Source organism: Peterkaempfera podocarpi, from assembly GCF_042466665.1.
GTDB classification, from domain to species: domain Bacteria; phylum Actinomycetota; class Actinomycetes; order Streptomycetales; family Streptomycetaceae; genus Peterkaempfera; species Peterkaempfera podocarpi.
The window spans coordinates 3945074-3970606 of record NZ_CP162102.1 but is presented as its reverse complement, the minus strand read 5'-3'; the positions used below and the strand labels follow the sequence as shown (position 1 = coordinate 3970606).

22 protein-coding genes and 1 pseudogene are annotated in these 25533 nt (G+C 74.4%); 15 read left to right on the top strand and 8 right to left on the bottom strand.

Annotated features, from left to right (window positions below; genetic code table 11):
• Positions 1-25: 25 nt before the first annotated feature.
• Positions 26-1582, bottom strand: a complete 1557-nt coding sequence (gene radA / locus AB0761_RS17375) for a DNA repair protein RadA (RefSeq protein WP_377269953.1) — start codon at positions 1580-1582, stop codon at positions 26-28.
• Between the two features lie 156 nt (positions 1583-1738).
• Here radA and AB0761_RS17370 point away from each other — a divergent pair, with 156 nt between their 5' ends.
• On the top strand, positions 1739-2767 hold the full coding sequence (locus AB0761_RS17370) for an RNA polymerase sigma factor (protein WP_377269952.1): 1029 nt from the start codon (positions 1739-1741) through the stop codon (positions 2765-2767).
• Positions 2746-3636 carry a hypothetical protein gene (locus AB0761_RS17365; RefSeq protein WP_377269951.1) on the top strand — a complete coding sequence of 297 codons (891 nt, stop codon included), beginning with the start codon at positions 2746-2748 and terminating at the stop codon, positions 3634-3636. Before AB0761_RS17370 ends, AB0761_RS17365 begins: the two co-directional genes overlap by 22 nt.
• Positions 3637-3698: 62 nt before the next feature.
• On the opposite strand, the gene AB0761_RS17360 is transcribed toward AB0761_RS17365, so the two are convergent.
• On the bottom strand, positions 3699-4211 hold the full coding sequence (locus AB0761_RS17360; RefSeq protein WP_377269950.1) for a DUF402 domain-containing protein: 513 nt from the start codon (positions 4209-4211) through the stop codon (positions 3699-3701).
• 111 nt (positions 4212-4322) lie between these two features.
• Positions 4323-5201: a hypothetical protein gene (locus AB0761_RS17355; RefSeq protein ID WP_377269949.1), complete on the bottom strand. Its 879-nt coding sequence runs from the start codon at positions 5199-5201 to the stop codon at positions 4323-4325.
• Between the two features lie 146 nt (positions 5202-5347).
• Between AB0761_RS17355 and AB0761_RS17350 the strand changes: the two genes are divergently transcribed.
• The 7 genes from AB0761_RS17350 to AB0761_RS17320 all read left to right on the top strand — a co-directional run bounded on the left by AB0761_RS17350 (position 5348) and on the right by AB0761_RS17320 (position 15011).
• Positions 5348-6301, top strand: coding sequence for a Ppx/GppA family phosphatase (locus tag AB0761_RS17350; RefSeq protein ID WP_377269947.1), 954 nt, complete (start codon positions 5348-5350; stop codon positions 6299-6301).
• A 757-nt stretch (positions 6302-7058) separates the two neighbouring features.
• Positions 7059-7841, top strand: a complete 783-nt coding sequence (locus AB0761_RS17345) for a sugar phosphate isomerase/epimerase family protein (protein ID WP_377274166.1) — start codon at positions 7059-7061, stop codon at positions 7839-7841.
• A gap of 59 nt (positions 7842-7900) precedes the next feature.
• The gene (locus AB0761_RS17340; RefSeq protein WP_377269946.1) at positions 7901-8671 is read left to right on the top strand and encodes a class I SAM-dependent methyltransferase; all 771 of its coding nucleotides are present in this window, start codon (positions 7901-7903) and stop codon (positions 8669-8671) included.
• Positions 8668-9282 carry a TetR family transcriptional regulator gene (locus AB0761_RS17335; protein ID WP_377269945.1) on the top strand — a complete coding sequence of 205 codons (615 nt, stop codon included), beginning with the start codon at positions 8668-8670 and terminating at the stop codon, positions 9280-9282. Before AB0761_RS17340 ends, AB0761_RS17335 begins: the two co-directional genes overlap by 4 nt.
• A gap of 166 nt (positions 9283-9448) precedes the next feature.
• Positions 9449-11308: a dihydroxy-acid dehydratase gene (ilvD, locus tag AB0761_RS17330; protein ID WP_377269944.1), complete on the top strand. Its 1860-nt coding sequence runs from the start codon at positions 9449-9451 to the stop codon at positions 11306-11308.
• Positions 11309-11345: 37 nt separating this feature from the next.
• Positions 11346-11822, top strand: a complete 477-nt coding sequence (locus AB0761_RS17325; protein ID WP_377269943.1) for a hypothetical protein — start codon at positions 11346-11348, stop codon at positions 11820-11822.
• 51 nt (positions 11823-11873) lie between these two features.
• Positions 11874-15011, top strand: coding sequence for an ATP-binding protein (locus AB0761_RS17320; RefSeq protein ID WP_377269942.1), 3138 nt, complete (start codon positions 11874-11876; stop codon positions 15009-15011).
• Here the strand turns inward: AB0761_RS17320 and AB0761_RS17315 are convergent.
• Positions 14992-15783 (bottom strand): ABC transporter permease, encoded by a 792-nt coding sequence (locus tag AB0761_RS17315; RefSeq protein ID WP_377269941.1) that lies wholly within the window; start codon positions 15781-15783, stop codon positions 14992-14994. The genes AB0761_RS17320 and AB0761_RS17315 overlap by 20 nt on opposite strands.
• Positions 15780-16750 (bottom strand): annotated as a pseudogene (locus tag AB0761_RS17310) (ATP-binding cassette domain-containing protein). The gene AB0761_RS17315 and the pseudogene AB0761_RS17310 overlap by 4 nt, the downstream one beginning before the upstream one ends.
• 219 nt (positions 16751-16969) lie before the next feature.
• Here AB0761_RS17310 and AB0761_RS17305 point away from each other — a divergent pair.
• Positions 16970-17647 carry a hypothetical protein gene (locus tag AB0761_RS17305; protein ID WP_377269940.1) on the top strand — a complete coding sequence of 226 codons (678 nt, stop codon included), beginning with the start codon at positions 16970-16972 and terminating at the stop codon, positions 17645-17647.
• A 36-nt stretch (positions 17648-17683) separates the two neighbouring features.
• Here AB0761_RS17305 and AB0761_RS17300 read toward each other — a convergent pair whose 3' ends face one another.
• Entirely contained in the window at positions 17684-18136 is a 453-nt protein-coding gene (locus AB0761_RS17300; RefSeq protein WP_377269939.1) for a hypothetical protein, read from the bottom strand.
• A 108-nt stretch (positions 18137-18244) separates the two neighbouring features.
• On the opposite strand from AB0761_RS17300, the gene AB0761_RS17295 reads away from it, so the two are divergent.
• The 3 genes from AB0761_RS17295 to AB0761_RS17285 all read left to right on the top strand — a co-directional run bounded on the left by AB0761_RS17295 (position 18245) and on the right by AB0761_RS17285 (position 20397).
• A complete protein-coding gene (locus AB0761_RS17295; protein WP_377269938.1) occupies positions 18245-19009 on the top strand; it encodes an ABC transporter ATP-binding protein in 765 nt (254 codons plus the stop codon).
• Positions 19006-19743, top strand: a complete 738-nt coding sequence (locus tag AB0761_RS17290) for an ABC transporter permease (protein ID WP_377269937.1) — start codon at positions 19006-19008, stop codon at positions 19741-19743. The genes AB0761_RS17295 and AB0761_RS17290 overlap by 4 nt, the downstream gene beginning before the upstream one ends.
• Positions 19744-19839: 96 nt before the next feature.
• Complete coding sequence (locus AB0761_RS17285) at positions 19840-20397, top strand: GNAT family N-acetyltransferase (protein WP_377274164.1); 558 nt, start codon at positions 19840-19842, stop codon at positions 20395-20397.
• A 44-nt stretch (positions 20398-20441) separates the two neighbouring features.
• Here AB0761_RS17285 and AB0761_RS17280 read toward each other — a convergent pair whose 3' ends face one another.
• The gene (locus AB0761_RS17280) at positions 20442-22076 is read right to left on the bottom strand and encodes a PHB depolymerase family esterase (protein WP_377269936.1); all 1635 of its coding nucleotides are present in this window, start codon (positions 22074-22076) and stop codon (positions 20442-20444) included.
• Between the two features lie 238 nt (positions 22077-22314).
• Here AB0761_RS17280 and proC point away from each other — a divergent pair, with 238 nt between their 5' ends.
• Positions 22315-23124, top strand: coding sequence for a pyrroline-5-carboxylate reductase (proC, locus tag AB0761_RS17275; protein ID WP_377269935.1), 810 nt, complete (start codon positions 22315-22317; stop codon positions 23122-23124).
• A gap of 9 nt (positions 23125-23133) precedes the next feature.
• The gene (locus tag AB0761_RS17270; RefSeq protein WP_377269934.1) at positions 23134-23823 is read left to right on the top strand and encodes an HAD family hydrolase; all 690 of its coding nucleotides are present in this window, start codon (positions 23134-23136) and stop codon (positions 23821-23823) included.
• A 153-nt stretch (positions 23824-23976) separates the two neighbouring features.
• On the opposite strand, the gene AB0761_RS17265 is transcribed toward AB0761_RS17270, so the two are convergent.
• Positions 23977-25521: a M23 family metallopeptidase gene (locus AB0761_RS17265; protein WP_377269933.1), complete on the bottom strand. Its 1545-nt coding sequence runs from the start codon at positions 25519-25521 to the stop codon at positions 23977-23979.
• Between the last annotated feature and the right edge of the window lie 12 nt (positions 25522-25533).

Here is a 25533-nt window from a genome sequence, read left to right as displayed (position 1 = left end):
GGGACAGGGGCGGGTCAAGAGAGGGTCAGAACGGCTCCGGGACCGCCTCCGGCTCGATCGGATCCCAGCCGTCCTCCCCGGTCCAACGGCCGGGAGAGCCCGTGTGATCGGCCCCCGGTGCCGGAATGTCAGCGGAAGCGCGGGTGCGCGGCTTGCGCGCCGTGCGCTCCCCGCCCTCACCCGGGGCCCGCTCGCCGCCGGAGCGGCGGCCCGGGATCGCCTTCAGTGCCTCCCCGATGTCGGCCACCTCCACGACCGTCATCCCCGGGGGCACCTTGCCGGGGTCGGGCGGCACCAGGGCATGGGTGAACCCCAGGCGATGGGCCTCGGCCAGTCGGCGCTGCACACCGTTGACCCGGCGGACCTCACCGGCCAGCCCCACCTCGCCGATGGCCACCAGATTGCTGGGCAGCGGGGTGTTGGCGGCCGAACTGGCCACCGACAGGGCGATGGCCAGGTCCGCGGCCGGCTCGGTGAGCCGCACCCCGCCCACGGTGGCGGTGTAGATGTCCTGCTTGCCCAGCCGGACACCGCCGTGCCGCTCCACCACCGCCAGCACCATGGCGATCCGCGGTGAGTCCAGCCCCGAGGTGGTGCGGCGCGGGGAGGGGATCTGGGAGTCCACCATCAGCGCCTGCACCTCGGCGACCAGCGGACGCCGGCCCTCCAGGGTGACGGTGAGACAGGTGCCGGGCACCGGCTGGGAGCGACGGGTGAGGAACAGCCCCGACGGGTCGGGCAGCCCGGCGATGCCCTCGTCGTGCAGCTCGAAGCAGCCCACCTCGTCGGTGGCGCCGTAGCGGTTCTTGATGCCCCGGATGAGACGTAGCCGGGCATGCCGGTCGCCCTCGAAGTGCAGCACCACGTCGACCAGGTGCTCCAGCAGCCGCGGACCGGCGATGGAGCCGTCCTTGGTGACATGGCCGACCAGCAGGGTGGCCATGCCGCGGTCCTTGGAGGCCCGGATCAGGGCGCCCGCCACCTCACGGACCTGCGCCATGCCGCCGGGGGCGCCGTCCAGCTCCGCGGAGGCGATGGTCTGCACCGAGTCCAGCACCAGCAGCGAGGGGCCCACCTGGTCGATATGGCCGAGCACCGCGCCCAGATCGGTCTCGGCCGCGAGGTAGAGGTGGTCGGAGAGGGCGCCGATGCGGTCGGCGCGCAGCCGAACCTGGCCGGCCGACTCCTCGCCGGTGACATAGAGCGTGCGGTGCTGCGCGGAGGCGGCCTTGGCCGCGACGTCCAGCAGCAGGGTCGACTTGCCGACGCCGGGCTCGCCGGCCAGCAGCACCACGGCGCCGGGCACCAGGCCGCCGCCCAGCACGCGGTCCAGCTCGTCCACCCCGGTGGCGCGGGCCGTCGCGACCTGTCCGTCCACCTGGGCGATGGGGCGGGCGGGGGAGCTGACCGGGCCGGCCGCGGTGGTGCGCACCGGGACCGCGCCGTACTCCTCCACGGTGCCCCAGGCGTTGCACTCGGGGCAGCGGCCCACCCACTTGGGGAGCTGGTTGCCGCACTCGGTGCAGCGGTAGGCGGGGCGTGCCTTCGCGGAGGACTTGCCGGAGGAGGTTCGGGCTGCCATGCGGTGAACCGTACAAGGAGGGTCCGACAGCGCCGCACGCCGCGGTCGCCGAGGGCCGGTCCGCCGTCACCCGGGACGGTGGCCCTGTTACCCGAAAGAGGTACCCGGGCCGCGACCCGCCCGACCGTCCGCCGTGCTTCCCCTAGCGTCGGCAGGATGACGACCAGTGCCGATATCCAGATGCCCCCGGCGGCCGGATATGCGTCGTGCGGGACCGAGCGGCCCGAGGACGCGTGCGCGCGGCAGGTGGACGGACTCTTCACCTACTGCCTCTCCGTGCTGTGCGATCACGACGCCGCGCTGGCCGCCGTGCGGTCGGTGCGGGAGATGGCGGTACGGCACCACGACCGCCTGCGCGACCCGGTGCTGCTCCGCGCCTGGCTCTACTCGCTGGCCCGGTACGCCTGCCTGCTGCGGCTGGCGGACGGCACGGCCGATCTGCCGGCCCCGGCGGCGCCGGGCGGCCGGGCGGGTCCTCCGGCGCCCTCGGCCGAGCAGCGGCGGGAGCGGCACGCCCGGCTCGCCGTACTGGCCTGGCCGGAGGCGGCGGGGACCACCCCGCAGCAGCGCGAGGCGCTGGAGCTGGCGGTGCGTCACGGGCTGCGGCCCGCCGAGGTCGCCGCGGTGCTGGGCCTGCGGCCGGAGGAGGCCGCGGCGCTGCTCACCCAGGCCGGCTGCGAGGTGGAGCGCACCCGCACGGCGCTGCGGGTGCTGGCCGCCGCGGACTGCCCCGAGCTCTCCCGGCTGGGCGGCGGCCGGCCCGGCCCCGAGGGCGGCGGCGCCCTGCTGGGCCCGGCGCTCCGCCGTGAGCTGGTGCAGCATGTGGACGACTGCCCGACCTGCCGGGGCACCGCCGAGCGCGCCGTCGCCGACGACCCCTGGCCGGGCACCGAGGCGCTGCACTGCGGCGGTGCGGCCGGGCAGACCCTGCCGCTGGTGGCGGCGCCGTCGGCGGCGCTGGCGGGGGCGGCGGGCGCCGCCTTCCTGGCCGGGGTCTCGGCGGGTCGCCGGGGGCGCCCGGGCCGGCCCGGGCGGTCCGGCGGCAGACCGGGCGGCGCACACGGGCCGGCGCACGGCCGGGCGGCGCGCCCCGGTGAACCCGGTCCGCGGTTCGACCGGCAGGGCTTCCCCAGGCACCGGGCGGACTCCCCGACCTGGCCGTGGTGCTGCGCAACCGCGCGGTGACCACCACGGTGCTGGCGGCGGTGCTCGCGGCACCGGTGGCGGCGCTGTGGGCCGCGCACCGGGGCGGCGACGGCGCGGGCGGCCCCGCGGCGGTCTCCGCGGTGCGGGTGGACACCCCGGACGCCGCCTACGGCTACGGGGCGGGCGACGGTGCCGGCGGCAGCGACGGGGTCCGGGTGTCCGATGCGACAGGGCGGGACCGGGCGCGTGCGTTCGGCGCCATGGTGAGCCGGGGCGAGGCCGTGCCCACGGTGGGTGGCGAAACGTTGTCACCTGCGGTGCAGTCCGTCCCGGCGGTGGCGCTGCCGATCACCGTGACGGCTCCGCCGGGCGGCCGGGCACCGACGGCCCAGACGGCGCCGCCCACCGGGGCGGGCCGGCTGACGGTCACTGCCAGCGAGTACGGCAGCCGTACGGTGATCACCCTCACCGACTCCGGTGCCCAGCCGGTCTACTGGCGGGCGGTCAGCGATGCCGCCTGGCTGCGGCTGAGCCGGGAGTCGGGGGTGCTCCAGCCGGGCCAGCGGATCACCGTCATCGTCACCGTGGACGCCGACCGGGCGCCGCGGGGGCGGTGGACCGCCCATATCGCACTCCAGCCCTCCGAGGCCGTGGTCACCCTCGAGGGCCATCGGCGCCGGCACGGCGGCGGTGACCACCAGCAGCCGCCCCCGGACCAGTCCCCGTCGAGCGGCCCCGGGACGCCGGACCCCGGCCCCGGGCAGACCTCCACCCCGCCGTCGGGCGGTCCCACCGGGCAGCCGGGCCCGTCCACCCCGCCGCCGTCCTCCGCCTCGCCGTCGCCCCAGCCCTCCGGCTCGGCGTCACCGGACCCCTCGGACTCCGCCGGGCCCGCCCCCACGGGCTGACCGGCCCGCGCCCACGGGCTGACCGGCCCGCGCCCGCCCGGCCCGGCCGGGCGCGGGTTCCGTCAGGGTGCGAGCAGCGCGGCGAAGCCGTCGCCGGAGTGCTTCTCCAGTTCGTCCAGGGCCGCCCGGGCCCGCGCCGCGGCGGCCGGGTCCCGCTGCTCGATGCCGCTGGCCAGGAACTCGTCCTCGTCCAGCCGCAGCGCGGTGGACCGGTCGGCGGGCAGCCACAGGTCGAGGTCGAGGTCCTGGACGACGAGGATGCCGCCCACCACGGCCGCGGGCCGGGTCACATCGCAGTACCAGCCCTTGAGGGTGCCGTCCCCGGCCCGGACCTCCTTGACCGAGTACCAGCGGTCACGCCAGTAGTGCTCGGTGAAGACGTCGCCCCGCTCGAAGCGGACGAAGCCGAAGTCCCGGCTGGGCGGTCCGGCCCAGGGGGCCTGGACGGTGATCCTGATGCCGTCGTCGTGGATCACCGTCGCCGGGTAGCGGACGTCGGGGCGGGGGTGCTTGACGAGTCGCACCGTCACCTCGCTGCCCGGTGCCAGCGGGGTGGTGCCCTCCGTGCCGTGCATGGTCGTCGTCCCTCCGCTGGATGTCGGTCGCAGCCGCCAGCCTTCAGCACGGCGCCGCCCGCTGCCACCGGATTCCGGGGCGGTGGAGCGGCGGCGGGACGGCAGCAGGCCTCAGGGCCGCTCCGGGTCCGCCGGGTGCGGGGCGAGCCGCCGGTCGGACCGGGTGGCGATGCGCTCCTCGCACAGCCCCGCCAGTACCTCGTACCCCGCCGCGCCCATCAGCTCGGTGAGTTCGGGCCGGTAGCTGACATAGACGGGCTCCGAGGCGCCGTGGGCCTCCGGACTGCCCGTGCACCACCAGTGCAGGTCATGGCCGCCGGGGCCCCAGCCGCGGCGGTCGTACTCGCCGATGGAGACCACCAGCACCCGGGTGTCGTCCGGGCGGTCCACCCACTCGTAGGTGCGCCTGATCGGCAGCTGCCAGCAGACGTCGGGCTTGGTCTCCAGCGGTTCGCGGCCCTCCTTGAGGGCGAGGGTGTGCAGCGCGCAGCCGGCCCCGCCGGGGAAGCCGGGCTGGTTGAGGAAGATGCAGGCGCCGTCGACCCGGCGGGTCTGCCGGTCGCCGTCCTCGTCGAGCTGGGTGATGCCGCCGTCCAGCACCACCGAGCCGTCAGGGCCGGTGCCCACGGCGTGGTGCTGCCAGGTCTCGGGGGTGAGCCGGGCGGCGTGGCCGGCGACCCGCTGCTCGTCGTCCTCGTCCGACCAGTGGGCGCCCAGGGTGCAGCAGCCGTCGGACTCGCCGCGGCCCGGCCGGATGCCGTGGCAGCCGCGGCCGAAGATGCAGGCCCAGCGGGAGGTGAGCCAGGTGAGGTCGCAGCGGAACACCTGGTCCTCGTCCGCCGGGTCGGGGAACTCGACCCATGCCCTCGGGAAGTCCAGGGGTACCTCGCGGCGGTGCGCGGCCGCCTTGCTGCTGTGCGCCTGGTCCGGCGCCTGGTCCGTCTCTGCTGCCACGGGCCCAGGGTATGCCCTGCCGAGAGTCCGAATCATACGGTTAAGAGGGTTTTATCCCTGTTTATCAAAGCGGACTGTACGGGCGGCGCCGGGGGGCGCGTCCCCCGGCTGTGCTCCTCGGCCGCCCCCGGGCTCGGAGGATCCCCCCGACCTGCGCAGCAGTACAGGTAGCGTGGACCGCTATGCGACTCGGCGTACTCGACGTAGGTTCAAACACCGTCCACTTCCTTGTGGTGGATGCACATCCGGGTGCCCGCCCGCTGCCCGCCTACTCCTACAAGGAGGAACTGCGGCTCGCCGAGCTGCTGGACGCCGACGGCTCCATCACCGAGGACGGAGTGGGGCGCCTGGTCGGGGCGGTGGCCTCGGCGATGCGCATCGCCGAGGACAAGGGCGTCGAGGACGTCCTGCCGTTCGCCACCTCAGCGGTCCGCGAGGCGGCGAACGGAGAGGCCGTACTGGCGCGGGTGGAGCAGGAGACCGGGGTGGCGCTGCGGGTGCTGTCCGGGCAGGACGAGGCGCGGCTGACCTTCCTGGCCGCGCGCCGCTGGTTCGGCTGGTCCGCGGGCCGGCTGCTGCTGCTGGACATCGGCGGCGGCTCCCTGGAGATCGCCTGCGGAGTGGACGAGCAGCCCGATGTGGCCATCTCGCTGCCGCTGGGCGCGGGCCGGCTCACCTCCGGGCGGCTGCCGGGCGACCCGCCCGACCCGGAGGACATCCGGCTGGTCCGGCGCCAGGTCCGCGCCGAGATCGCCAGGATCGTCGGCGATGTCTCCCGGCTCGGCGCCCCCGACCACACGGTCGCCACCTCCAAGACCTTCAAGCAGCTGGCCAGGATCACCGGCGCCGCCCGCTCCGAGGCCGGGCCCTATGTGCCGCGCAGGCTCACCAAGGAGTCGCTGGCGGAGTGGGTGCCCAGGCTCGCCGCCATGACGACCGTGGAGCGCGCCAGGATCCCGGGGGTGTCGGAGGGCAGGGCCCGGCAGCTGCTGGCCGGGGCGCTGGTCGCCGACGCGTCGATGGACCTCTTCGGTCTGCACGAGGTCGCCATATGCCCCTGGGCGCTGCGTGAGGGCGTCATCCTGCGGCGGCTGGACATGATGACCGAGGCGGGCACCGGGTCGGGCGACGCTTGAAGGGATGCGCTGCTGTGGCCGCCGCCACCCCGCGTCGACCCGTCGCAGCGGGACCGCAGGCCGGGGCCGCGGCTGGACGGCGGCGACGGCGCCGTGGCGGCGGCGGGTGAGGCGTGCGACGACTCGGCGGCGTACGCCTGACCGGGTCCGCCCGTGGGACCCGCGGTGGGAGCGGCGCCCCGGCGGCCGCGGACCGCGCCCGGTCCCGCACGGGCACGTCGCCGCATAGTCTGTCTCCGTGGCGGAGGATCCAGCGGACGAGGACGTGACGCACGACGCGGGCGGTGCCGACCGCCGCGGCCCGCAGGCGCCCGGGCACACCCGGAGTGCTGCCGCCGGGGCCGCTCGGAACGGGAAGCGTGCCGAGGCCGGGAAGGGTACCGGGGCTGGGAAGCGTACCGAGGGCAGGGCCGCGGCCCAGGCGGCGGGTGAGGCGGCCAAGCGGGTGGTGGCCCGCCGTGCAGCGGCCACCAGGGACGCCGCGGGCGCTGCCCTGGAGGCTGCCCGGGCCCGCCGTGCCGCCGCCCAGCAGCAGGCCTCCGACGCGGAACCGCCCATGGGTGCCGCCGCAGGGCGGACCCGGCGCCCCGGACCCGGGACGGGTGAGGGCGCCGGGGTGGCCGGGCAGCTGCGGCGCGCCGCCGCGCGGGCGCGGGGGCGCCGCGGTGCGGAGCCGCCGGGCGGGGCCGGCGCGGGGTCTTCGCCGTCCCGCGGCACGGGAGCGCCGGGCGGGGACGGGCGTCCGGCGGCGGCCAAGGTGGCCCTGTCGACCGCGTCCGTCTACCCGGAGAACACCGCCGCCGCCTTCGAGACCGCCGCCCGCCTCGGCTACGACGGTGTCGAGGTGATGGTGTGGACGGACCCGGTCAGCCAGGACATCGAGGCGCTGCGACGCCTCTCCGACCGGCACGGGGTGCCGATCCTCGCCGTCCACGCACCCTGTCTGCTGATCACGCAGCGGGTCTGGTCCACCGACCCGTGGACCAAGCTGGAACGCGCCCGGGCCGCCGCGGAGAAGCTGGGCGCCGACACCGTGGTGGTGCATCCGCCCTTCCGCTGGCAGCGGCAGTACGCCCGGGAGTTCATCCAGGGGGTGTGGCGGATGGCCGGGGAGACCGATGTCCGCTTCGCGGTGGAGAACATGTACCCGTGGCGCTACCGGGACCGCGAGGTGCTGGCGTACGCGCCGGGCTGGGACCCCACCGAGGAGGACTACCGGCACTTCACCGTCGACCTCTCCCACGCCGCCACCTCGCGGACGGACGCCCTGGGGATGGTGGACCGGATGGGCGACCGGCTGGCCCATGTGCACCTCGCCGACGGCAGCGGCTCGGCGAAGGACGAGCATCTCATCCCGGGCCGGGGCAGCCAGCCCTGCGCCGAGCTGCTGGACCGGCTGGCCGGGTCCGGCTTCGACGGCCATGTCGTCCTGGAGGTCAACACCCGCCGGGCCGCCGGCCCGGCCGAGCGTGAGGCCGATCTGGCGGAGGCGCTGGCCTTCACCAGGCTGCACCTCGGTTCGGCGGCCGGTGTCGGCTGACCGGCCGCCGCAGTCACCTCGTCGCGAGAGCCATCGAGAGCCATGAAGGGGATCCGCAGATGAGCACCACCGAGGGGCCGGACCTGGCGTCCTCCTTCGACCGCGTGGCAGCGGAGTACGACGCGGCCCGCCCGTCCTACCCGGATGCGCTCTTCGACGCCGTCGAGGAGCTGTCCGGGGTCGCGCTGGCGGGCGCCGACGTGCTGGACGTGGGTGCGGGGACGGGCATCTCCAGCCGCGCCCTGGCGGCGCGCGGGGCCAGGGTCACCGCGGTCGAGCCGACCCCGGGCATGGCCGACCGGCTGCGGGCCGTGAGCCCGGAGATCCCCCTGGTGCGCGGCGACGGCAATGCCCTGCCCTTCCGTGACTCCTGTGCGGACCTGGTCAGCTACGCCCAGTCGTTCCACTGGACCGACCACGGGCGTTCGGTCCCCGAGGCGATCCGGGTGCTGCGGCCCGGCGGCGCCCTGGCGCTGTGGTGGAACGTCAAGGACCGGGGGGTGCGGTGGGTGGCCGAGCAGTCCGCCAGGCTGGCGGCGGCCTGCCCGCAGTACCACGGCTACCGGCCGTTCGGTGAGTCGCCGCAGGAGCTCTCCCGCTTCGGGGTGCGGGTGGTCACCGCGACCCTGCGCTGGGAGCGCCGGACCCCGGTGGAGACGGCGCTGCTGGACCAGACCTCCCGCTCCTATGTGGCGGTGCTGGACCCGCAGGCCCGGGAGCGGGTGCTGGCCGCCGAGCGGGAGGCGCTGCTGGCCGAGTTCCCGGACGGTGTCATCGTGGAGCCGTACCTGCTGGACCTCACCGTCGCCCTGCCCGAGGGGCGGCCGTGAGCCCGGAGGAGGCGCCCGCCCGCCGTCGCGGCCGGCCCACCGGGTCGCGGGCCGGGGCACCGGAGACCCGGGAGGCGATCCTGGCCGCCGCCCGTTCGGAGTTCGCCGCCCGCGGATACGCCAAGGCGTCGATCCGGGGCATCGCCAGGACGGCCGGGGTGGATCCGGCGCTGGTGCACCACCACTTCGGCACCAAGGAGAAGCTCTTCGGGGCCGCGCTGGAGTTCACCTTCGCCCCGGCGCTGGTGGTACCCGAGATCCTGGAGGGCGGGCCCGAGGGGGTGGGGGAGCGGCTGGCCCGCAGATTCCTCTCCACCTGGGAGGTGCCGGAGGTCCGGGAGCGGCTGATCGCGGTGATGCGCTCCGCGCTGACCGAGGATGCGGCCGCGGCCATGCTCAGGGAGTTCGTCTCCCGGGAGCTGCTGCTGCGGATCGCCGCCCAGCTGGATGTGCCGGAGCCGCACCTCCGTGCCGAGCTGGCCGCCTCCCACATGGTCGGCATGGCGGTGCTGCGCTATGTGCTCCAGGTCGAGCCGCTGGCCTCCGCCGACCCGGAGGAACTGGTCGGGCTGGTCGCCCCCGCGTTGCAGAGATATCTGACGGAGCGTTGACCGGGGCGGCCGCGGACGGGCGGGTGCGCCGCCGGCCGGAGGGTGAGAACGACATCCCGCAATTCGGACGACCTGTCCGGATGGCGACCCCGGGGGCGTACCCTCGACACCCCAGCCGCAGAGCAGTACGCCCGCGTCGCCGCCCGACGCGAAGGGAGTGGAACCCGTGCCCCAACTGAGGTCGCGCACCGTCACCCACGGCCGAAACATGGCAGGCGCCCGTGCCCTGATGCGGGCCTCAGGCGTGGCGAGCGAGGACATCGGCAAGCCGATCATCGCGGTGGCCAACAGCTTCACCGAGTTCGTTCCGGGGCACACCCATCTGCAGCCGGTGGGGCGGATCGTCTCCGAGGCGATCAAGGCGGCGGGCGCCGTCCCGCGGGAGTTCAACACCATCGCGGTCGACGACGGCATCGCCATGGGCCACGGCGGGATGCTCTACTCCCTGCCCTCCCGGGACCTGATCGCGGACTCCGTGGAGTACATGGTCAACGCGCACTGCGCGGACGCCCTGATCTGCATCTCCAACTGCGACAAGATCACCCCGGGCATGCTGATGGCCGCGCTGCGCCTCGACATCCCGACCGTCTTCGTCTCCGGCGGCCCGATGGAGGCCGGCAAGGCCACGCTGGTCGACGGCACCGTGCGCAAGCTCGACCTGATCAATGCGATCGCGGACGCGGTCAATGAGTCGGTCTCGGACGAGGACATCCTCCGGATCGAGGAGAACGCCTGCCCGACCTGCGGTTCCTGTTCGGGCATGTTCACCGCCAACTCCATGAACTGCCTCACCGAGGCCATGGGCCTCTCGCTGCCCGGCAACGGCTCGGTGCTGGCCACCCACACCGCCCGTCGGGCGCTGTACGAGAACGCCGGCCGCACCGTCGTGGAGATCACCCGGCGCTACTACGAGCAGGACGACCGGACGGTCCTGCCGCGCTCCATCGCGACCCGGGCCGCCTTCGACAACGCCATGGCGCTGGACATCGCCATGGGCGGTTCCACCAACACCATCCTCCACCTGCTGGCCGCGGCCCAGGAGGCCGAGCTGGACTACGGCCTGGCCGACATCGACGCGGTGTCGCGGCGGGTGCCCTGCCTGGCCAAGGTGGCCCCCAACGTGGCTCCCGGCGGCACCTACTACATGGAGGACGTGCACCGGGCCGGCGGCATCCCCGCCATCCTGGGCGAGCTCTACCGGGCGGGTCTGCTCGACGAGGACGTCCACACCATCCACAGCCCGACCCTCGACGAGTGGCTGAAGACCTGGGACGTGCGCGGCGGCTCGCCCTCGGCGGAGGCCGTGGAGCTGTGGCACGCGGCGCCCGGCTGTGTGCGTTCGGCGACCGCCTTCTCGCAGTCGGAGCGCTGGGACACGCTGGACACCGACGCCGCGGGCGGCTGCATCCGCGACATCGAGCACGCCTACTCCAAGGACGGCGGGCTGGCCGTCCTCAGGGGCAATCTGGCGGTCGACGGCTGTGTGGTGAAGACCGCGGGCGTCGACGAGTCGATCCTGGTCTTCCAGGGCCCCGCGGTGGTCGTGGACTCCCAGGAGGCCGCGGTCGACGCCATCCTCACCAAGCGCATCAAGGAGGGCGACGTCGTCGTCATCCGCTACGAGGGCCCCAAGGGCGGCCCCGGTATGCAGGAGATGCTCTACCCGACCTCCTTCCTCAAGGGCCGCGGTCTGGGCAAGGCGTGCGCGCTGATCACCGACGGCCGGTTCTCCGGCGGCACCTCGGGCCTGTCCATCGGGCATGTCTCCCCGGAGGCTGCGTCCGGCGGCACCATCGCCCTGGTCGAGGACGGCGACCTGATCTCCATCGACATCCCCGGCCGCTCCATCCGGCTGGAGGTCCCGGAGGAGCAGCTCGCGGAGCGGCGGGCCCGGCTGGAGGCCGGCACCGGCTACCGGCCGGCCGGCCGGGAGCGTACGGTCTCGGCGGCGCTGCGCGCCTACGCGGCCATGGCGACCTCCGCCGACAAGGGCGCGGTGCGCGACCTGAGCAAGCTGGAGGGCTGACCGCCGGAGGCGGTGGGCGGCGGAGGACAATGGGCGGGTGACCGACCGCAGCGCCGCCGCCCCCGCACCCGAACCCGTCCGGTTCTTCGGCACCACCTGGGTCGACCGGGGCGCCGGCTACCGGCTGCGCCGGATCGCCTTCGCGGTGGGTGCGCTGCTCGCCCTGGTGGCGGGTGCGGCGCTGATGTGGCTGGCGGTCGCCGCGCTGGGCGACTCCCAGGGCCTGGTCGGTGTGCTGCTCGTCGTCGCGGTCCTCGGCTGTTCGGTGATGGCGGGCCTGCGCACCTGGCGCACGCTGGCGGTCGGTCGCGGCGCCCTCAGCGGCTGGATGGCCGACGACCGGGCGCTGACGCCGATCATGGCGGTGGGCTTCGTCGGCACCCTGGCCGCGTACTTCGTCCGAAGCCTGGTCGAGGCACCCGGCGAGGGTCTCGCCCGCAGCCGGTACGAGGCGGCCCTCGCCCGCCACCGGCAGCGCGCCGGCCGTCCGCCGAAGCGCGGGAGCCGTCGCTGACTTCGGTCCGCGGCGGTGTCCCGGCGGCGGTGCCTTGGCTAATCTGCCGGGGTGACCACAGACTTGACCTTGCTGTCGCGAGTCGCCTATCGCGGACAGGAGGTCACCGCGCCACGGCTCCGCAATCTTCTGGCGCTGCTCGCGGGCGACCTGCGGACGGGCTGCAGCACCGAGCGGCTTGTGGCAGGGCTGTGGCCGGACGAGTTGCCGGAGCGGCCGGGCAAGGCCTTGCAGGTCCTGGTGTCCAGGGCGCGGACCCAGTTGGGCGCGGACGTCCTCGCGAGCACTCCGTCCGGATACCGGCTCGCTCTCTCCGAGGACCAGGTCGACAGCTCCGCCCTGGTGCTGCACGCCGCCGCGAGCGCGGACCGGGCCAGGGCCGGGGACCACGCGGGATCGCTGGCTGCGGCCGAGGCCGGGCTCGCGCTGTGGGAGGGCACCCCTGACGGGGGCGCCGGCACCGACGACCCCGTGGCCGCGTTGCGTACCGAGCGCGCCCCCGTCCGCGGCGGACTCATACGCGCGCAGGCGCTCGCTCTTGCCCGGCTGGGGCGGCACGCGGAGGCCGCAGGGCCGCTGGCGGTGGCCGCTGCCGGGCATCCGCGCGACGAGGAGGTGCTCGCCGAGCTGCTGCGCGGCGAGGCGGCGACGGCGGGCCCGTCCGCCGCGCTGACGCGGTACGAGGCGTACCGCCGTGAGCTGCGCGACGAGCTCGGCACCGATCCGGGCGCCGGACTCAAGGCCGTGCAGCGGGAGTTGCTGCGCGGGGAGCCGCCGGTGGTCAGGCACGGCGTGCCGCACGAGCCGAACCCGCTCCTCGGCCGGGACGAGGACATCGCAGCGGTGGAGCGGCTGCTGCACGCCTCCCGAGCCGTCACCGTCGTCGGCCCCGGAGGCCTCGGCAAGACCCGGCTCGCGCACGCCGTCAGCCGCCGGGCCGAGCAGCGGGTGGTGTACTTCGTGCCGCTCGCCGGCGTCACCGCGGACGAGGACGTGGCCGCGGAGGTGGCCTCCGCGCTCGGCGCGGGCGAGGGGCGGGCCGGCGCCATGGGCGGCCACACCACGGCCGACCCGGTGCCCGGCATCCTCGGCGTGCTCGGCTCCGGGCCCGCGCTGCTGGTCCTGGACAACTGCGAACAGGTCGTCCGGGGCGCCGCCGACCTCGTACAGGCCCTGGTCTCGTCCTCGAAGGACCTGCGGGTGCTCGCCACCAGCAGGTCCCCGCTGGACCTCACCTCGGAGACGGTGTACGCGCTGCCGGAGCTCGGTCTCGCCACCTCCGTCGAGCTGTTCACCCAGCGGGCCCGGGCCGCCCGGCCCGGTGTGGAGCTGCCGGCGGATGCGGTGGCCGGGCTCTGCCGCCACCTCGACGGGCTTCCGCTCGCCGTGGAGCTGGCCGCGGCGCGGGTGCGGGTCCTTGCGGTGACGGAGATCGCCCGCCGCCTCGGCGACCGGTTCGCGCTGCTGCGCGGCGGGGCGCGGGGCGCGCCGGAGCGCCACCGCACGCTGTATGCGGTCGTGGAGTGGAGCTGGAACCTGCTCGACGAGGACGCCAGGGCGGCGCTGCGTACGCTGTCCGTCTTCCCCGGCGGCTTCTCGGGTGAAGCGGCGGAGCAGGTCCTCGGCGAGGACGCGCTCTTCCTTCTCGAGCAGTTGGCCGGTCAGTCGCTGCTCACCGTCGCCGACACCCCGGTGGGCGTGCGGTTCCGGATGCTGGAGACCGTAAGGGAGTTCAGCGCGGCCCGGCGTGCGGAGGCGGGCGGGGACGAGGAGGCCGTCGGTCGACTCCTCACGTGGGCAAGGGGTTTCGGGGTGGCGTACCACGACGCGACCTTCCGCTCGGAACCCCTGGCCGCCCGGGTGCGGATCAAGGCCGAACAGGACAACCTCGTGCTGGCCCTGCGGCACGCCCTGGCCGGTGCGGACGGTCCCACCGTCGCCGCCCTCACCGCCGTGCTCGCCACCCTGTGGTCCAGCGACTCCAACTATCCCCGCCTCGCCGCACTCGCTGCGGACACCGGCCCGCTGCTGTCGCACTACCGCCCCGAGCCCGCCTACGTCGAAGTCGCCCGCGCCGCGGCGGTGTTGTGCACGGCGGCCCTGCTGATGGGCTCCGGCCCGCGCGCCGTACGCCAGCTGGTGACCCTCCGGCGGCTGCCCCCGGCCCCGCCGGACACGCTGCTGCGGGCCACCGCGGTGGTGCTGGGCGCGGTGCCCGAGATGCTGCCGCCGGACTACGAGGTGCTGCGGAGGCTCTGCGACAGCGGGCAGCCGCTGGTCGCCGGCGTCGCCGAGAGCATCGCCACCTACATCTGGGAGTACGAGCACGACCTCGACCGCGCGCTCGTCTCGGCCCGCCGGATGATCGCCGAACTGGCTCCGGCGGACAATCCGTCGGTGCAGCTCATGGGGCATTCCCGGCTGAGCGAGCTGTATCTGCGGATGGGGCGGGGCGAGGAGGCGTACGAGCACCTCAAGGCGGTGCTCGGGGTGCTGCCCCGGCTCAACGACGGGCACGACTACATCTTCGTCCGCTCCTCCCTCGTCCTCGCCTGTCTGCAACGCGGCGACGTCGACGAGGCCGAGTACTGGCTGCGGCAGGCGGAGAGCGACAACTCCCCGCTGCAGGACGACTTCTACCGGTCCGACCTCGGCGCGCGTGCCGAGATCGCGCTCACCCGCGGACTGACGGAGGTCGGGCTCGGCCTGTGGCGCAGCGCCGTGGAGCGGCTGCCCGTCGCGGGCTCGACGCAGGGCGGCGACCTCTGGAGCGACCCATGGGCCCTTCAGATCCAGTCGGCGGCCGTCACGGCGCATGCGTACGCCGGCCGGCTCGAATCCGTCGCGGAACCGCTCGACAGGCTGCGGCAGTGGCTGCGCGCCCTGCTCTCCGGGCCGTCCGGTTCGCCGGCGGAGCTTCCGGTGTACGGGATGGTGCTGCACGCCCTCGGCATGGCGGGTCTCGCCTCCGGTGACGCCGGTGCCGTACGGATGATCGCGCTGGCCGAACGACTGCGGGTGGGGCGGGAGTTCCAGCCGACGATGTCGGCGGACCGTGCGCGGAGGGCGGCCGAGGACGCCGACAGGGCGGCGTTCTCCGACGCGGTGTCGGAGTACGCCGCCCTGGAGCGGGACGAGTTGCGGGAGGCAGCCCGCGCTGTCATGGCGGTTACTTCGGGTCGCGGTTGAACGCCGCCGTCGACCAGCGGTAGCCGAGCACGGTCAGGCCGACGCACCAGGCGATCGCGATCCACCAGTTGTTGCCGATCCCGGTGCCGAGGAGCAGGCCGCGCAGGGTCTCGATGGCGGGGGTGAACGGCTGGTACTCGGCGATCGGCTGGAACCAGCCCGGCATGGTGCCGGCCGGGATGAAGGCGCTGGAGATGAGCGGGAGGAGGATCAGCGGCTGTGCGCTGTTGCTGGCGGCCTCGGCGTTGGGGCTGGCCATGCCCATGCCGACCGCGATCCAGGTGAGCGCCAGGGCGAAGAGCACCAGCAGCCCGAACGCCGCCAGCCACTCCAGGGCCGTGGCGTCGGTGGAGCGGAAGCCGATGGCCACGGCGACGGCACCGACCAGGACCACGCTGGCGATGCACTGCAGCACGCTGCCGACGACATGCCCGACGAGCACGGATCCGCGGTGGATCGCCATCGTGCGGAAGCGGGCGATGATGCCCTCGGACATGTCGGTGGCGACGGACACCGCGGTCCCGATCACGGTGCCGCCGATCGTCATCATCAGGATGCCCGGGACGATGTAGGCGATGTAGTCGGAGCGGTCGGCGCCCCCGCCGCCGATGCCCGCGCTCATCACATCGCCGAAAATGTAGACGAAGAGCAGCAGCAGCATGATCGGCGTGAGCAGCAGGTTCAGGGTGAGGGACGGGTAGCGCCGGGCGTGCAGCAGGTTGCGGCGCAGCATGGTGGACGAGTCGCGGACGGCGAGGGAGAGGGAGCTCATCGGACGTTCTCCTTGGACTGGTTGGGGATGTCGGTGCCGCCGGTCAGGGCGAAGAACACGTCGTCGAGGTCGGGGGTGTGCACGGTCAGCTCGTTCGCCTCGACGCCGGCCGAGTCCAGCCAGTCGAGGATGGAACGCAGCTCGCGCTGGCTGCCGTCGCTGGGGATCTGCAGGGCCAGCGCCTCGTCGTCCCTGGTGGCCTCGCGCAGGGCGACGGCGGCGGACTGGTATGCGACCGGGTCGGTGAACCGCAGCCGTACATGCCCGCCCGGGATGAGCCGCTTCAGCTCGTGGCGCTCCCCTCGGCGGCGATCCTGCCGTCGCTCAGCACCGCGATGCGGTCGGCGAGTTCGTCGGCCTCCTCCAGGTACTGGGTGGTGAGGAAGACGGTGACGCCGCCGGAGACCAGCTCCCGGATGATCTGCCACATGGTGTGACGGCTGCGCGGGTCGAGGCCGGTGGTCGGCTCGTCGAGGAAGATGATCCGCGGGTCGCCGACCAGCGTCATGGCGATGTCGAGGCGGCGCTTCATGCCGCCGGAGTAGGTGGAGACGGGCTTTGCCGCGGCCTCCACCAGGTCGAAGCGCTCAAGGAGTTCGGCGGCTACGCGCCGCCCCTCGGACTTGGGGAGATGGTGCAGGTCCGCCATGAGGAGCATGTTCTCCTCGCCGGTGATCAGGCCGTCGACGGCGGAGAACTGCCCGGTGACGCCGATCGCGGCCCGCACGGCCTGCGGGTCGGCGGCCAGGTCGTGGCCGCCGACCCGGATCTCGCCGGCGTCGGCGGTGATGAGGGTGGAGAGGATCTTGACGGCGGTGGTCTTGCCGGCGCCGTTCGGGCCGAGCAGGGAGAAGACCGTGCCGGCCGGCACCGCCAGGTCGATGCCGTCGAGGACTGTCTTGTCCCCGAAGGCCTTGCGCAGCCCCTTGGCCGCGATGGCGAGTGAGTGCGATGTCGTTGTCGTCATGCCGCAGAGCTTGCGGCAGGGCGCATTCAGCGCGGTTTCACGAGGGTTTCAGCGCCCTGGAACCGGGCGGCGGAGGGCCGTGCCGCACTCTTCCGTGCTGCCGGCGATACAGCTCCCGCCGGCGCCTCCCGGACTGCGGCAGGGCCGGACAGAGCCGGGAACCAGCAGATCGGATGGTGCGTCAGATCGGGGCTGGGCCTGACCAAGGGGGAAGCCGCCGTGAACGCCGCCAGGAAGTCCTTCGCCGCACTGATCGTCGCCACCACCGCCGGCTTACTGACCGCGGGCTGCGCCTCGGACGGCACCGAGGTGGTGAGGCCCGGGGAGGGCGCCCCCTCCGCCACGGCCGGTGCCGAACCTTCGGGTGCATCCGAGGCCAAGCCCTGCCCTCCGCCCCAGCAGTGGATGGGCACCCGGGTTGCGCCGCCGACGACGCTCGACGACACCCCCGTGAACACGCCTGAGGCGGCGGAGCTCTCCCAGGCCGTCGGCGAACAGGGCCGGGGCGCGTTCGCCGAGGTGTACGGCAGCCTCGTGGTCGACTACCCCGTCGGGCGTGTGGCGCTCTGCGTCACCGACCTGGCCCGGGGCCGCGAGCTTGCCGAGGCGGCGAAACAGGCGGACCCCAAGGCCGACCTGACCCGGCTTGACCTCTACCTCGCCCGCTTCTCGGAGCGCAGACTTCTCGCTGCCATGGAGCGGCTCGACCCGTACCTCGGGCCGGGAGTCCTCGGGTTCCCCCTCTACAGCTTCAATCCGGCGTCGGACGCCTCGGGCCTCGAGGTGACGACGAACGCGGCGGGTGCCGCCTCCGCCGCGCTGAAGGCGCGGTTGCAGCAGCTCGCCGGCGGGATCCCGGTCTCGGTGGCCAAGGGGGAGCCGGCGACACCGGCATAGCCCCCGCCCGGTCGCCGGACGGCCCGGCTCCGGCCCTCAGGACTGGCGGCGGGAGCCCGCGACGGAGCCGACGACCCCGATGACCACGGCCAGCAGGCCGGCCCGCCAGATGCCGTCCCAGACGGAGGAGAAGAGGCTCTCGGTGGAGAGCACGGTGCGGGCGACCACATCCAGCACCAGCAGCAGGCCGGCCGGGGCGAGGGCGACCTTCCAGGGGTGCCGGGCCGCCCAGCGGCGCAGGCGGTGGTCGCCGGTGCCGCCGCGGCCGAGGACCGCGCCGACCCCGCCGACCAGGAAGAAGAGGAACAGGGCGAGGCTGACCGGTCCGGCAAGGATGCTCAGCGACCAGTCGCCGGTGACCACGTCGATGCCGAGGGCGGCCGCGCCGCCCAGGGTGCCGACGGCCGCAGCGGTGCGCCAGGGCCCGAGAGTCGCCGAGGCGACGGCGAGCTGACGGGTCTCACTCGGTGTCATGTCTCCGTGTGCCATGTCTCTTACGGTGCGCTCGCGGCCGTACCGGGCGCCATAGGGGGTATCCCTGATTCTTCCCGTACAGGACCCTTGACGTGCGGGGTCCCGGTCCTTGATATTCATCGCATGGTGAATATAAAGACGGCGGTGCGGGCCGACGGCCTCACCGTCGTACGCGGCGGCCGCACGGCCCTGGACGGCCTGGGCTTCACCGTCGCCCGGTCCACCGTCACCGGACTGCTGGGCCCCTCCGGGTCCGGCAAGTCCACGCTGATGCGCGCCCTGGTCGGGGTGCAGGGCGGCGTCAGCGGCACCGTCGAGGTGCTCGGACTGCCGGCCGGCCACCCCGAGCTGCGGCGGCAGGTCGGCTATGTCACCCAGGCGCCTTCCGTCTACACCGACCTCTCGGTGCGGGAGAACCTGGACTACTACGCCGCCGTGCTCGCCCCCGGCGGCGGCCGCGCGGGGCGGCGGGCCCGTACCGACACCGTCGAACGGACCCTGGCGGAGGTCGACCTGGGCTCCCACGCCGAGGTGCCCGCCGGCCGGCTCTCCGGCGGCCAGCTCAGCCGTGTCTCCCTCGCCGTGGCGCTGCTCGGCAGCGGTTCGGGGCAGCGCCCCGAACTGCTGGTCCTGGACGAGCCCACCGTCGGCCTGGACCCGGTGCTCCGCCGCGACCTGTGGGCGCTCTTCCACCGGCTGGCCGCCGACGGCACCACCGTCCTGGTCTCCAGCCATGTGATGGACGAGGCCGAACGCTGCGAGCGGCTGCTGCTGCTCCGCGACGGCCGGCTGCTGGCCGAGGACTCCCCGGGCCGGCTCTGCGAACGCACCGGCGCCGCCACCGTCGAGGACGCCTTTCTGCGACTGGTCGAGGAGGCCCGTCCGTGAGCCCCGCCCGTATCGCCGCCACCGCCCGCCGGGTACTGCTCCAGCTGCGGCACGACCCCCGCACCGTCGCACTGCTGCTGGTGGTGCCCTGTGTGCTGCTGGCACTGCTCTCCTGGGTCTTCGACGACTCGCCGCAGACCTTCGACCGGATCGGGGCGCCACTGCTCGGCATCTTCCCGTTCACGGTGATGTTCCTGGTCACCTCGGTCGCCACGCTGCGGGAACGCTCCTCCGGCACCCTGGAGCGGCTGCTCTCCATGCCGATGGGCAGGCTCGACCTGCAACTGGGCTATGCGCTGGCCTTCGGCGGCCTGGCGGTGGTCCAGGCGGGGGCCGCCACCGGACTCGCCGTGGGGCTGCTCGGCCTGGACGTCGCCGGCTCGGTGTGGGCGCTGCTGCTGGTCGCCGTGCTCAACGCCGTGCTCGGTACCGCGATCGGCCTCTTCACCAGCGCCTTCGCCCGGACCGAATTCCAGGCCGTGCAGTTTCTGCCGGCGGTGATCCTGCCGCAGTTCCTGCTCTGCGGGCTCTTCGTGCCGCGCGGCCAGATGCAGCCCGTACTCGGCGCGGTCTCCGATGTGCTGCCGCTCTCCTACGCGGTGGACGCCATGGGCCAGGTCACCGGGCACACCGGGCTGACCGGCGACTTCCTCCGCGATGTCGCGGTCACCGCCGGCTGTGTGCTGGCCGCCCTGGCCCTGGGAGCTGCGACGCTGCGCCGCCGCACTCCTTAGCCGGTCCGCCGCTCGCGGGCCGCGCGCCGCCGGTCGTGGTGTCCCTGCGTGAGAAGATCCTCTGGCCGTATGCGCGGTTCGGACCTGGAGGTGGCGATGTACGCGGTGTCGCTGGGCGACGGTGCGGAGCTGCGCCCGCTGGAGCCGTGGCAGGCGGAGGAGTTCCTGGTCCACATGGACCGGGGACGGGACTTCATCGGGCAGTACGTCGCACTGCCCGACGTCGTCACGGACCTGGCGTCCAGCCGCTCGTTCCTCCAGGCGTACGCGGAGCGGGCGGCGGCCGACACCGGGCGCATCCATGGCATCTGGGCCGGCGGTGACCTGGTCGGCGGAGTCCTCTTCCGGACGATGGACGTGGAGCAGGGCACCGCCGAGGCGGGCTGCTGGCTGGAGCCGGCGGCGGTGGGCAGGGGGCTGGTGACCCGGGCGGTACGCGTGATCATCGACTGGGCGGTCGAGGAGCGCGGCATCCACCGGGTGGAGTGGCAGGTCTCGGCGGAGAACGAAGCCAGCATCGCCGTGGCCCGGCGGCTCGGTATGACCAGGGACGGCGTGCTGAGGGAGAGCTACCCGTACCGCGGCAAGCGGCACGACATGGAGGTCTGGTCGGTGCTCGCCCCGGAGTGGCGGGCGGCCCGCAAGGAGCCCTGAGGCCTCCGGAGCGGCGTTCCGGAGGCCTCTCCCGAGCGGCTCCGCTACTGGTAGTCGACCGTCAGGGTCGCGGTGGCGCCGTGCTGGAGGAACGCATAGGCCGTGGAGCTCTGGGCCTGTGCGAAGCCCAGCCGCAGCTGGGTGGTGCCGGTGCGGTCGATGGCGGCCAGACCGGCGGCGGAGAAGCCCGTGGAGGTCTGCGTGCCCGAGGAGAACGCCCCGATCTCCGCCGCCCCGGCGGCAGTGGCGGCGGCGGAGAAGTCCGCGCCCTCCACCGAGCAGGACGAGCCGAAGCACCCGCCGTGCACATCCACCAGCAGCTGGTTCCCCGGGGCCGGGTTGCTCCAGGGACTGCCGGAGCCGCTGCCGTAGCCGACCGTCAGCCGGGCGCCGGTGATCGTGGCGCCGTCGGGGATGGCTGAGGTGTCGAAGGAGAGCAGGGTCCGGTTGTACAGCCCGTCGGTGCCCCTGCCGACGGCCAGACCGAGCAGGCTCTCCAGGGTGCCGACGGAGGCGCCGCTGCCGTCGGCCGCCGCCTTGACGTAGCCGTCACGGGAGTCGTCGCCGGCCACGGTCAGCGAACCGCCGGTGCCGGGCCCCGTCGGAGTCGGCGTCGGCGTCGGCGTGGGCGTGGGCGTGGGCGTGGGTGTCGGTGTGGGGCTGCCGGTGGTGCCGTCCAGGCCCCAGAAGTGCCCGATCCAGTAGGACGCGCAGATGTTGACGTCCAGGATGTACGCCCCGGCCGTACCGCACTGGGTGTCCCCGTTGCCCGGATCCACCGGCTGGCCGTGGCCCATCCCGGTGATGGTGTACGTCTCCACCCGGGCCTTGCCGGAGGCGTCCGCGTACACCCGGTGCGGATAGCCGGCCACGGTGTCGCTGACGTCAGCCGTCTGGTCGACGCCGTCGGCGTCGGTCCACTGCTGCATCAGCTCGCCCAGATTGCTGCTCTTCACCGTGAAGTCGGAGTCCCCCTGCCAGAGCGAGACGACCGGCCGCGGCCCGGTCCAGGACGGGTCGGCGGCGCGCACCAGGTCACCCCACTGCTGCGGGGTCAGGTCCTTGCCGGTGGTCATGCAGTCCACCGAGGCCTCGGTCACCGTGGTGGCGCAGTGGTACGGCAGCCCCGCCACCACACCGCCGCCCGCGAAGACATCGGGGTAGTCGGCCAGCAGCGCGGCGGTCATCGCCCCGCCCGCGGACAGTCCGGTGACATAGACCCGGGAGGCGTCGCTGCCGTAGTCGGCCTTCATCCGGTCGACCATCTGGCGCACCGACAGCGCCTCGCCCTGGTCGCGGGAGAAGTCCCCGGCCTGGAACCAGTTGAAGCAGGAGCTGGAGTTGTTGGCCGACTGCTGCTGCGGCAGCACCAGGGCGAAGCCCCAGCGGTCGGCCCACTTGGTCCAGCCGGTCTCGTCGTCGTAGGCGGCGGCGGACTGGGTGCAACCGTGCAGCGCCACCACCAGCGGCCGCCCACTGGCCAGGCCGTCCGGGACATAGCGGAACATCTGCAGATTGCCGGGGTTGGACCCGAAGCCGGTCACCTGCACCAGGGACGCGGCATGGGCGGCGGTGGCGCCCCCCGGGCCGAGGCCCAGTACGGCGGCCACCACCGCCAGGACGGCACAGACGGCGGCAGCGGCGGAACGGATCGGTGTGCGGTGGTGGGTTGCTCTCACGGCGGCTCCCTGCTCGGCTTCCGGCCGACGCCACTGCGCCCCTCCCCTGGCGTCCACGCGACCGTAGGGTCGGCGGGACCGCCGTCGGCACGGTGCGGCGGGCCACAGCAGGGGGCGGTTGATGTGCGCCCGTCACATTGCCGCCCAGGTCCGCCACGTGGACGCATCCGTGTCAGGCCGGTGCCCCGGTGCGAGGATGACGGCGGAAACGCACGGAAGACGACGAGGTGAACCGCCCATGACCCAGAGAGTCGCCGTCCTCGGCGCCGGCAAGATCGGCGAGGCGCTGGTCTCCGGACTGCTGCGGGCCGGCAAGGCCCCGGCCGACGTCCTGGTCACCGCCCGCCGTGAGGAGCGGGCCGCGGAGCTGCGCGAGCGCTACGGCGTGGAGGCCGTCTCCAACGAGCAGGCCGCCAAGGCCGCCGACACGCTCATCCTCACCGCCAAGCCGCAGGACATGGGCGTGATGCTGGCGGAGCTCGCCCCCCATGTGCCCGCCGACCGGCTGGTGGTCTCCGGCGCGGCGGGCATCCCCACCGCCTGGTACGAGGAGCGCCTGGCGCCCGGCACCCCCGTGGTGCGGGTCATGACCAACACCCCGGTGCTGGTGGACGAGGCGATGAGCGTCATCTCGGCGGGCGCCCACGCCACCGAGGAGCATCTGCGGCGCACCGAGGAGATCTTCCGGCCGGTCGGCCGGACCGTACGCGTCCCCGAGGCCCAGCAGGACGCCGCCACCGCGCTCTCCGGCTCAGGCCCGGCCTACTTCTACCTGCTGGTGGAGGCGATGACCGACGCCGGCATCCTGCTGGGGCTGCCGCGCGCCGTCGCCCATGAGCTGATCGTGCAGTCGGCAGTGGGCGCCTCGGTGATGCTGCGGGACTCCGGGGAGCACCCGGTGAAGCTGCGCGAGGCCGTCACCTCCCCGGCGGGCACCACCATCGCCGCCATCCGGGAGCTGGAGAACCACGGGGTGCGCGCCGCCTTCCTGGCCGCCCTGGAGGCCGCCAGGGACCGCTCCCGGGAGCTGGCCACCGGAGGGAAGTAGCGTGTGCGGGTGCGCTACGACCTGGTAATCCTCGACAACGACGGAGTGCTCTGCGACAGCGAGCCCATCTCCAACCGGGTGCTGGCCGAGTACCTCACCGAGCTCGGCCACCCCACCACCTTCGACGACTCGGTGCGCGAGTTCCTGGGCACCGCCGCACACCACATCCACGACGTCATCATGGCCCGCACCGGGCAGCGGCTCCCCGACGGCTTCGACGACCTCTTCCACGCCCGGGTCTTCGCGGCCTTCGAGGCCGAGCTGACCGCGGTGGCCGGAGCCGAGGCGCTGCTGAAGGCACTGGCCACCGCCGGCACCCCCTTCTGCCTGGCGTCCTCGGCCCACCACTCCTGGATCCGTACCGCGCTGGACCGCGCGGGGCTGCGCAGCCACCTCCCGGAGCCGGCCATCTTCAGCGCCCAGGACGTGGGCCGGGGCAAACCCGCGCCCGACCTCTTCCTGCACGCCGCCCGGGTGATGGGCGTGGAGCCGGCGCGCTGCGCGGTGGTGGAGGACAGTCCCAACGGGGTGCTGGCGGCCCGCGCCGCAGGCATGGACGTGTACGGCTATGCGGCCCTGACGCCGGCCGCGCGGCTCACCGAGGCCGGCCCGACGGCGCTCTTCACCGACATGGCCGAACTCCCCTCCCTGCTGGGCCTGGACGCGCCGCTCGCCGGCGGCCCGGAGACATTGGGCTGAGGGGCGGGGACATCGGGCTGAGGGGCGGGGACATCGGGCTGAGGGGCGGAGACATCGGGCTGAGGGGCGGAGACATCGGGCTGAGGGGCCGCCCCGCGAGGGCGGCCCCCGGGGCGGAGGGCCCCGGGTGGGCGGCCCACCGCCAGGGCCCGGTCAGCCGCCCACGGTGAAGCGGCGGCCGCGGAGCGGGGAGCCCGGGAGTTCCGCCAGCCGCACCGGCAGGGCGGTGCCGGATCCGGGGGACGCGGTGGAGGTGCGGGTCTCGGCGCGCAGCTGGAGCAGCGGCTCACCCCCGGTGTCACCGGAGTTGCCCACCGCCGCCAGCATGGTCCCGGTGGTGACCCTGGACCCCACCTGGACCCGGATGCTGCCCGGCTGCAGGTGCGCCAGCACGACCAGGGCCTCGCCGGTGTCGACCGCGATGTGGTTGCCCAGCGGATGCGCCGGGTCGACGGCCCCGGGCTCGTTGTCCGGCAGGCCGTCGACGGCCACTGCCACGGTGCCGTCGCAGGGGCTGCGCACCGCGTGCCCGTACGCCGCGTAGGCGTCGTTGGCGGCCGGCATCAGCCCGAGGGCCCGGCGGCCCCGCCAGGACAGCCCACTGCCGAGGACGGTGAGGTCGCAGGCCTGCCGGGCGGCCCGGCCGTAGACGTCGGCCGCGTGCCGGTTGAGGGCAGGGCCGCCGGCCTGGAGCAGGTGGATGGTGGCTCCGCGCAGCGGTGACGCCAGCACCAGCGGCAGGTCCCGGGGGTCGCTGCGGGGGAGGCTGCGTACGACGGTCCAGCAGGCCGCGGCGAGGACGGCCAGCGCGGGCAGCAGGGCGAGGGGGCTGTGCAGGTCCCAGGGCAGCCTGCGGAACAGGATCCGCAGACCCGCGGCAAGGGTGCCCGCCACAGCGGCGGAGGGCAGCAGCCGGGCGTAGGGCGGCAGCGCGTGCCAGGGGCCGAGGCGCAGTACGCACCAGGCGGCGGCGAGCGCCGCCGCAAGCAGCAGCAGCCAGCCGGTGGCGGTGACGGCGGTGAACGCCAGGGCGAGCTGGAGCAGTGCCCAGCAGGCGGTGGCGGCGGTGAGCAGGGTGTAGCGCTGGGCGGTGGCCAGCCTGCACTGCGCCGCGGTGGAGCGCACGGCCGAGGCAGCCGACGGCCGGGACGGCGCCCGTGCCGGTGCGGGCGCCGGTGGTGGTGCGGGTACTGGTGCCGGTGCGGGTACTGGTGCCTGCGCCGGTGCAGCGGCGGCAGCCGGGGAGGGCGCCGGCACCGGGGCAGGGGCCGGGGTCGGTGCGGGAGCCGGGGTCGGGGCCGGGCGCGGAGCAGGGGCGCCCTCGGTGCGGGGCCCCGGCCGGAGCGGCGCGGGCACGGCCTCGTGGCGGGCCGTCAGCGCGGCGGGGCCGAGGACCAGCGAGGTGAGCAGTCCGTCCGGGTCCAGCCGGGCCCAGAGCAGCTCGCCGCCGTCCGCACACTGCACCCGCCACAGCCCCCGGTGGGGCTGCACGGACCGTACCGGCCCGTGCCTCTCCCGCAGTTGGTCGGCCATCAGTTGCAGTCGGTCGACCGGGACCCGGGCCAGCAGGGCGGGGGAGAAGGCGGCCGCAGGCAGGTGCGGCGCCGTCAGAACAGCGGTCAGCAGGTCCTGGAGGGTCCGGTCGGCGGCCGAGAGCCGACGGCCGTGCAGCAACTGGGGACCGAGAGCGCGCACCATCCCCACGACGTG

Excerpts from the sequence above, each read along its gene's own strand:
- AB0761_RS17350 (WP_377269947.1), top strand. The coding sequence starts at position 5,348 with ATGCGACTCGGCGTACTCGACGTAGGTTCAAACACCGTCCACTTCCTT.
- AB0761_RS17355 (WP_377269949.1), bottom strand. The coding sequence starts at position 5,201 with ATGATTCGGACTCTCGGCAGGGCATACCCTGGGCCCGTGGCAGCAGAG.
- AB0761_RS17315 (WP_377269941.1), bottom strand. The coding sequence starts at position 15,783 with ATGAGCTCCCTCTCCCTCGCCGTCCGCGACTCGTCCACCATGCTGCGC.
- radA (WP_377269953.1), bottom strand. The coding sequence starts at position 1,582 with ATGGCAGCCCGAACCTCCTCCGGCAAGTCCTCCGCGAAGGCACGCCCC.
- AB0761_RS17300 (WP_377269939.1), bottom strand. The coding sequence starts at position 18,136 with ATGGCACACGGAGACATGACACCGAGTGAGACCCGTCAGCTCGCCGTC.
- AB0761_RS17285 (WP_377274164.1), top strand. The coding sequence starts at position 19,840 with ATGTACGCGGTGTCGCTGGGCGACGGTGCGGAGCTGCGCCCGCTGGAG.
- AB0761_RS17370 (WP_377269952.1), top strand. The coding sequence starts at position 1,739 with ATGACGACCAGTGCCGATATCCAGATGCCCCCGGCGGCCGGATATGCG.
- AB0761_RS17340 (WP_377269946.1), top strand. The coding sequence starts at position 7,901 with ATGAGCACCACCGAGGGGCCGGACCTGGCGTCCTCCTTCGACCGCGTG.
- AB0761_RS17360 (WP_377269950.1), bottom strand. The coding sequence starts at position 4,211 with ATGCACGGCACGGAGGGCACCACCCCGCTGGCACCGGGCAGCGAGGTG.
- AB0761_RS17295 (WP_377269938.1), top strand. The coding sequence starts at position 18,245 with ATGGTGAATATAAAGACGGCGGTGCGGGCCGACGGCCTCACCGTCGTA.
- AB0761_RS17265 (WP_377269933.1), bottom strand. The coding sequence starts at position 25,521 with ATGGTGCGCGCTCTCGGTCCCCAGTTGCTGCACGGCCGTCGGCTCTCG.
- proC (WP_377269935.1), top strand. The coding sequence starts at position 22,315 with ATGACCCAGAGAGTCGCCGTCCTCGGCGCCGGCAAGATCGGCGAGGCG.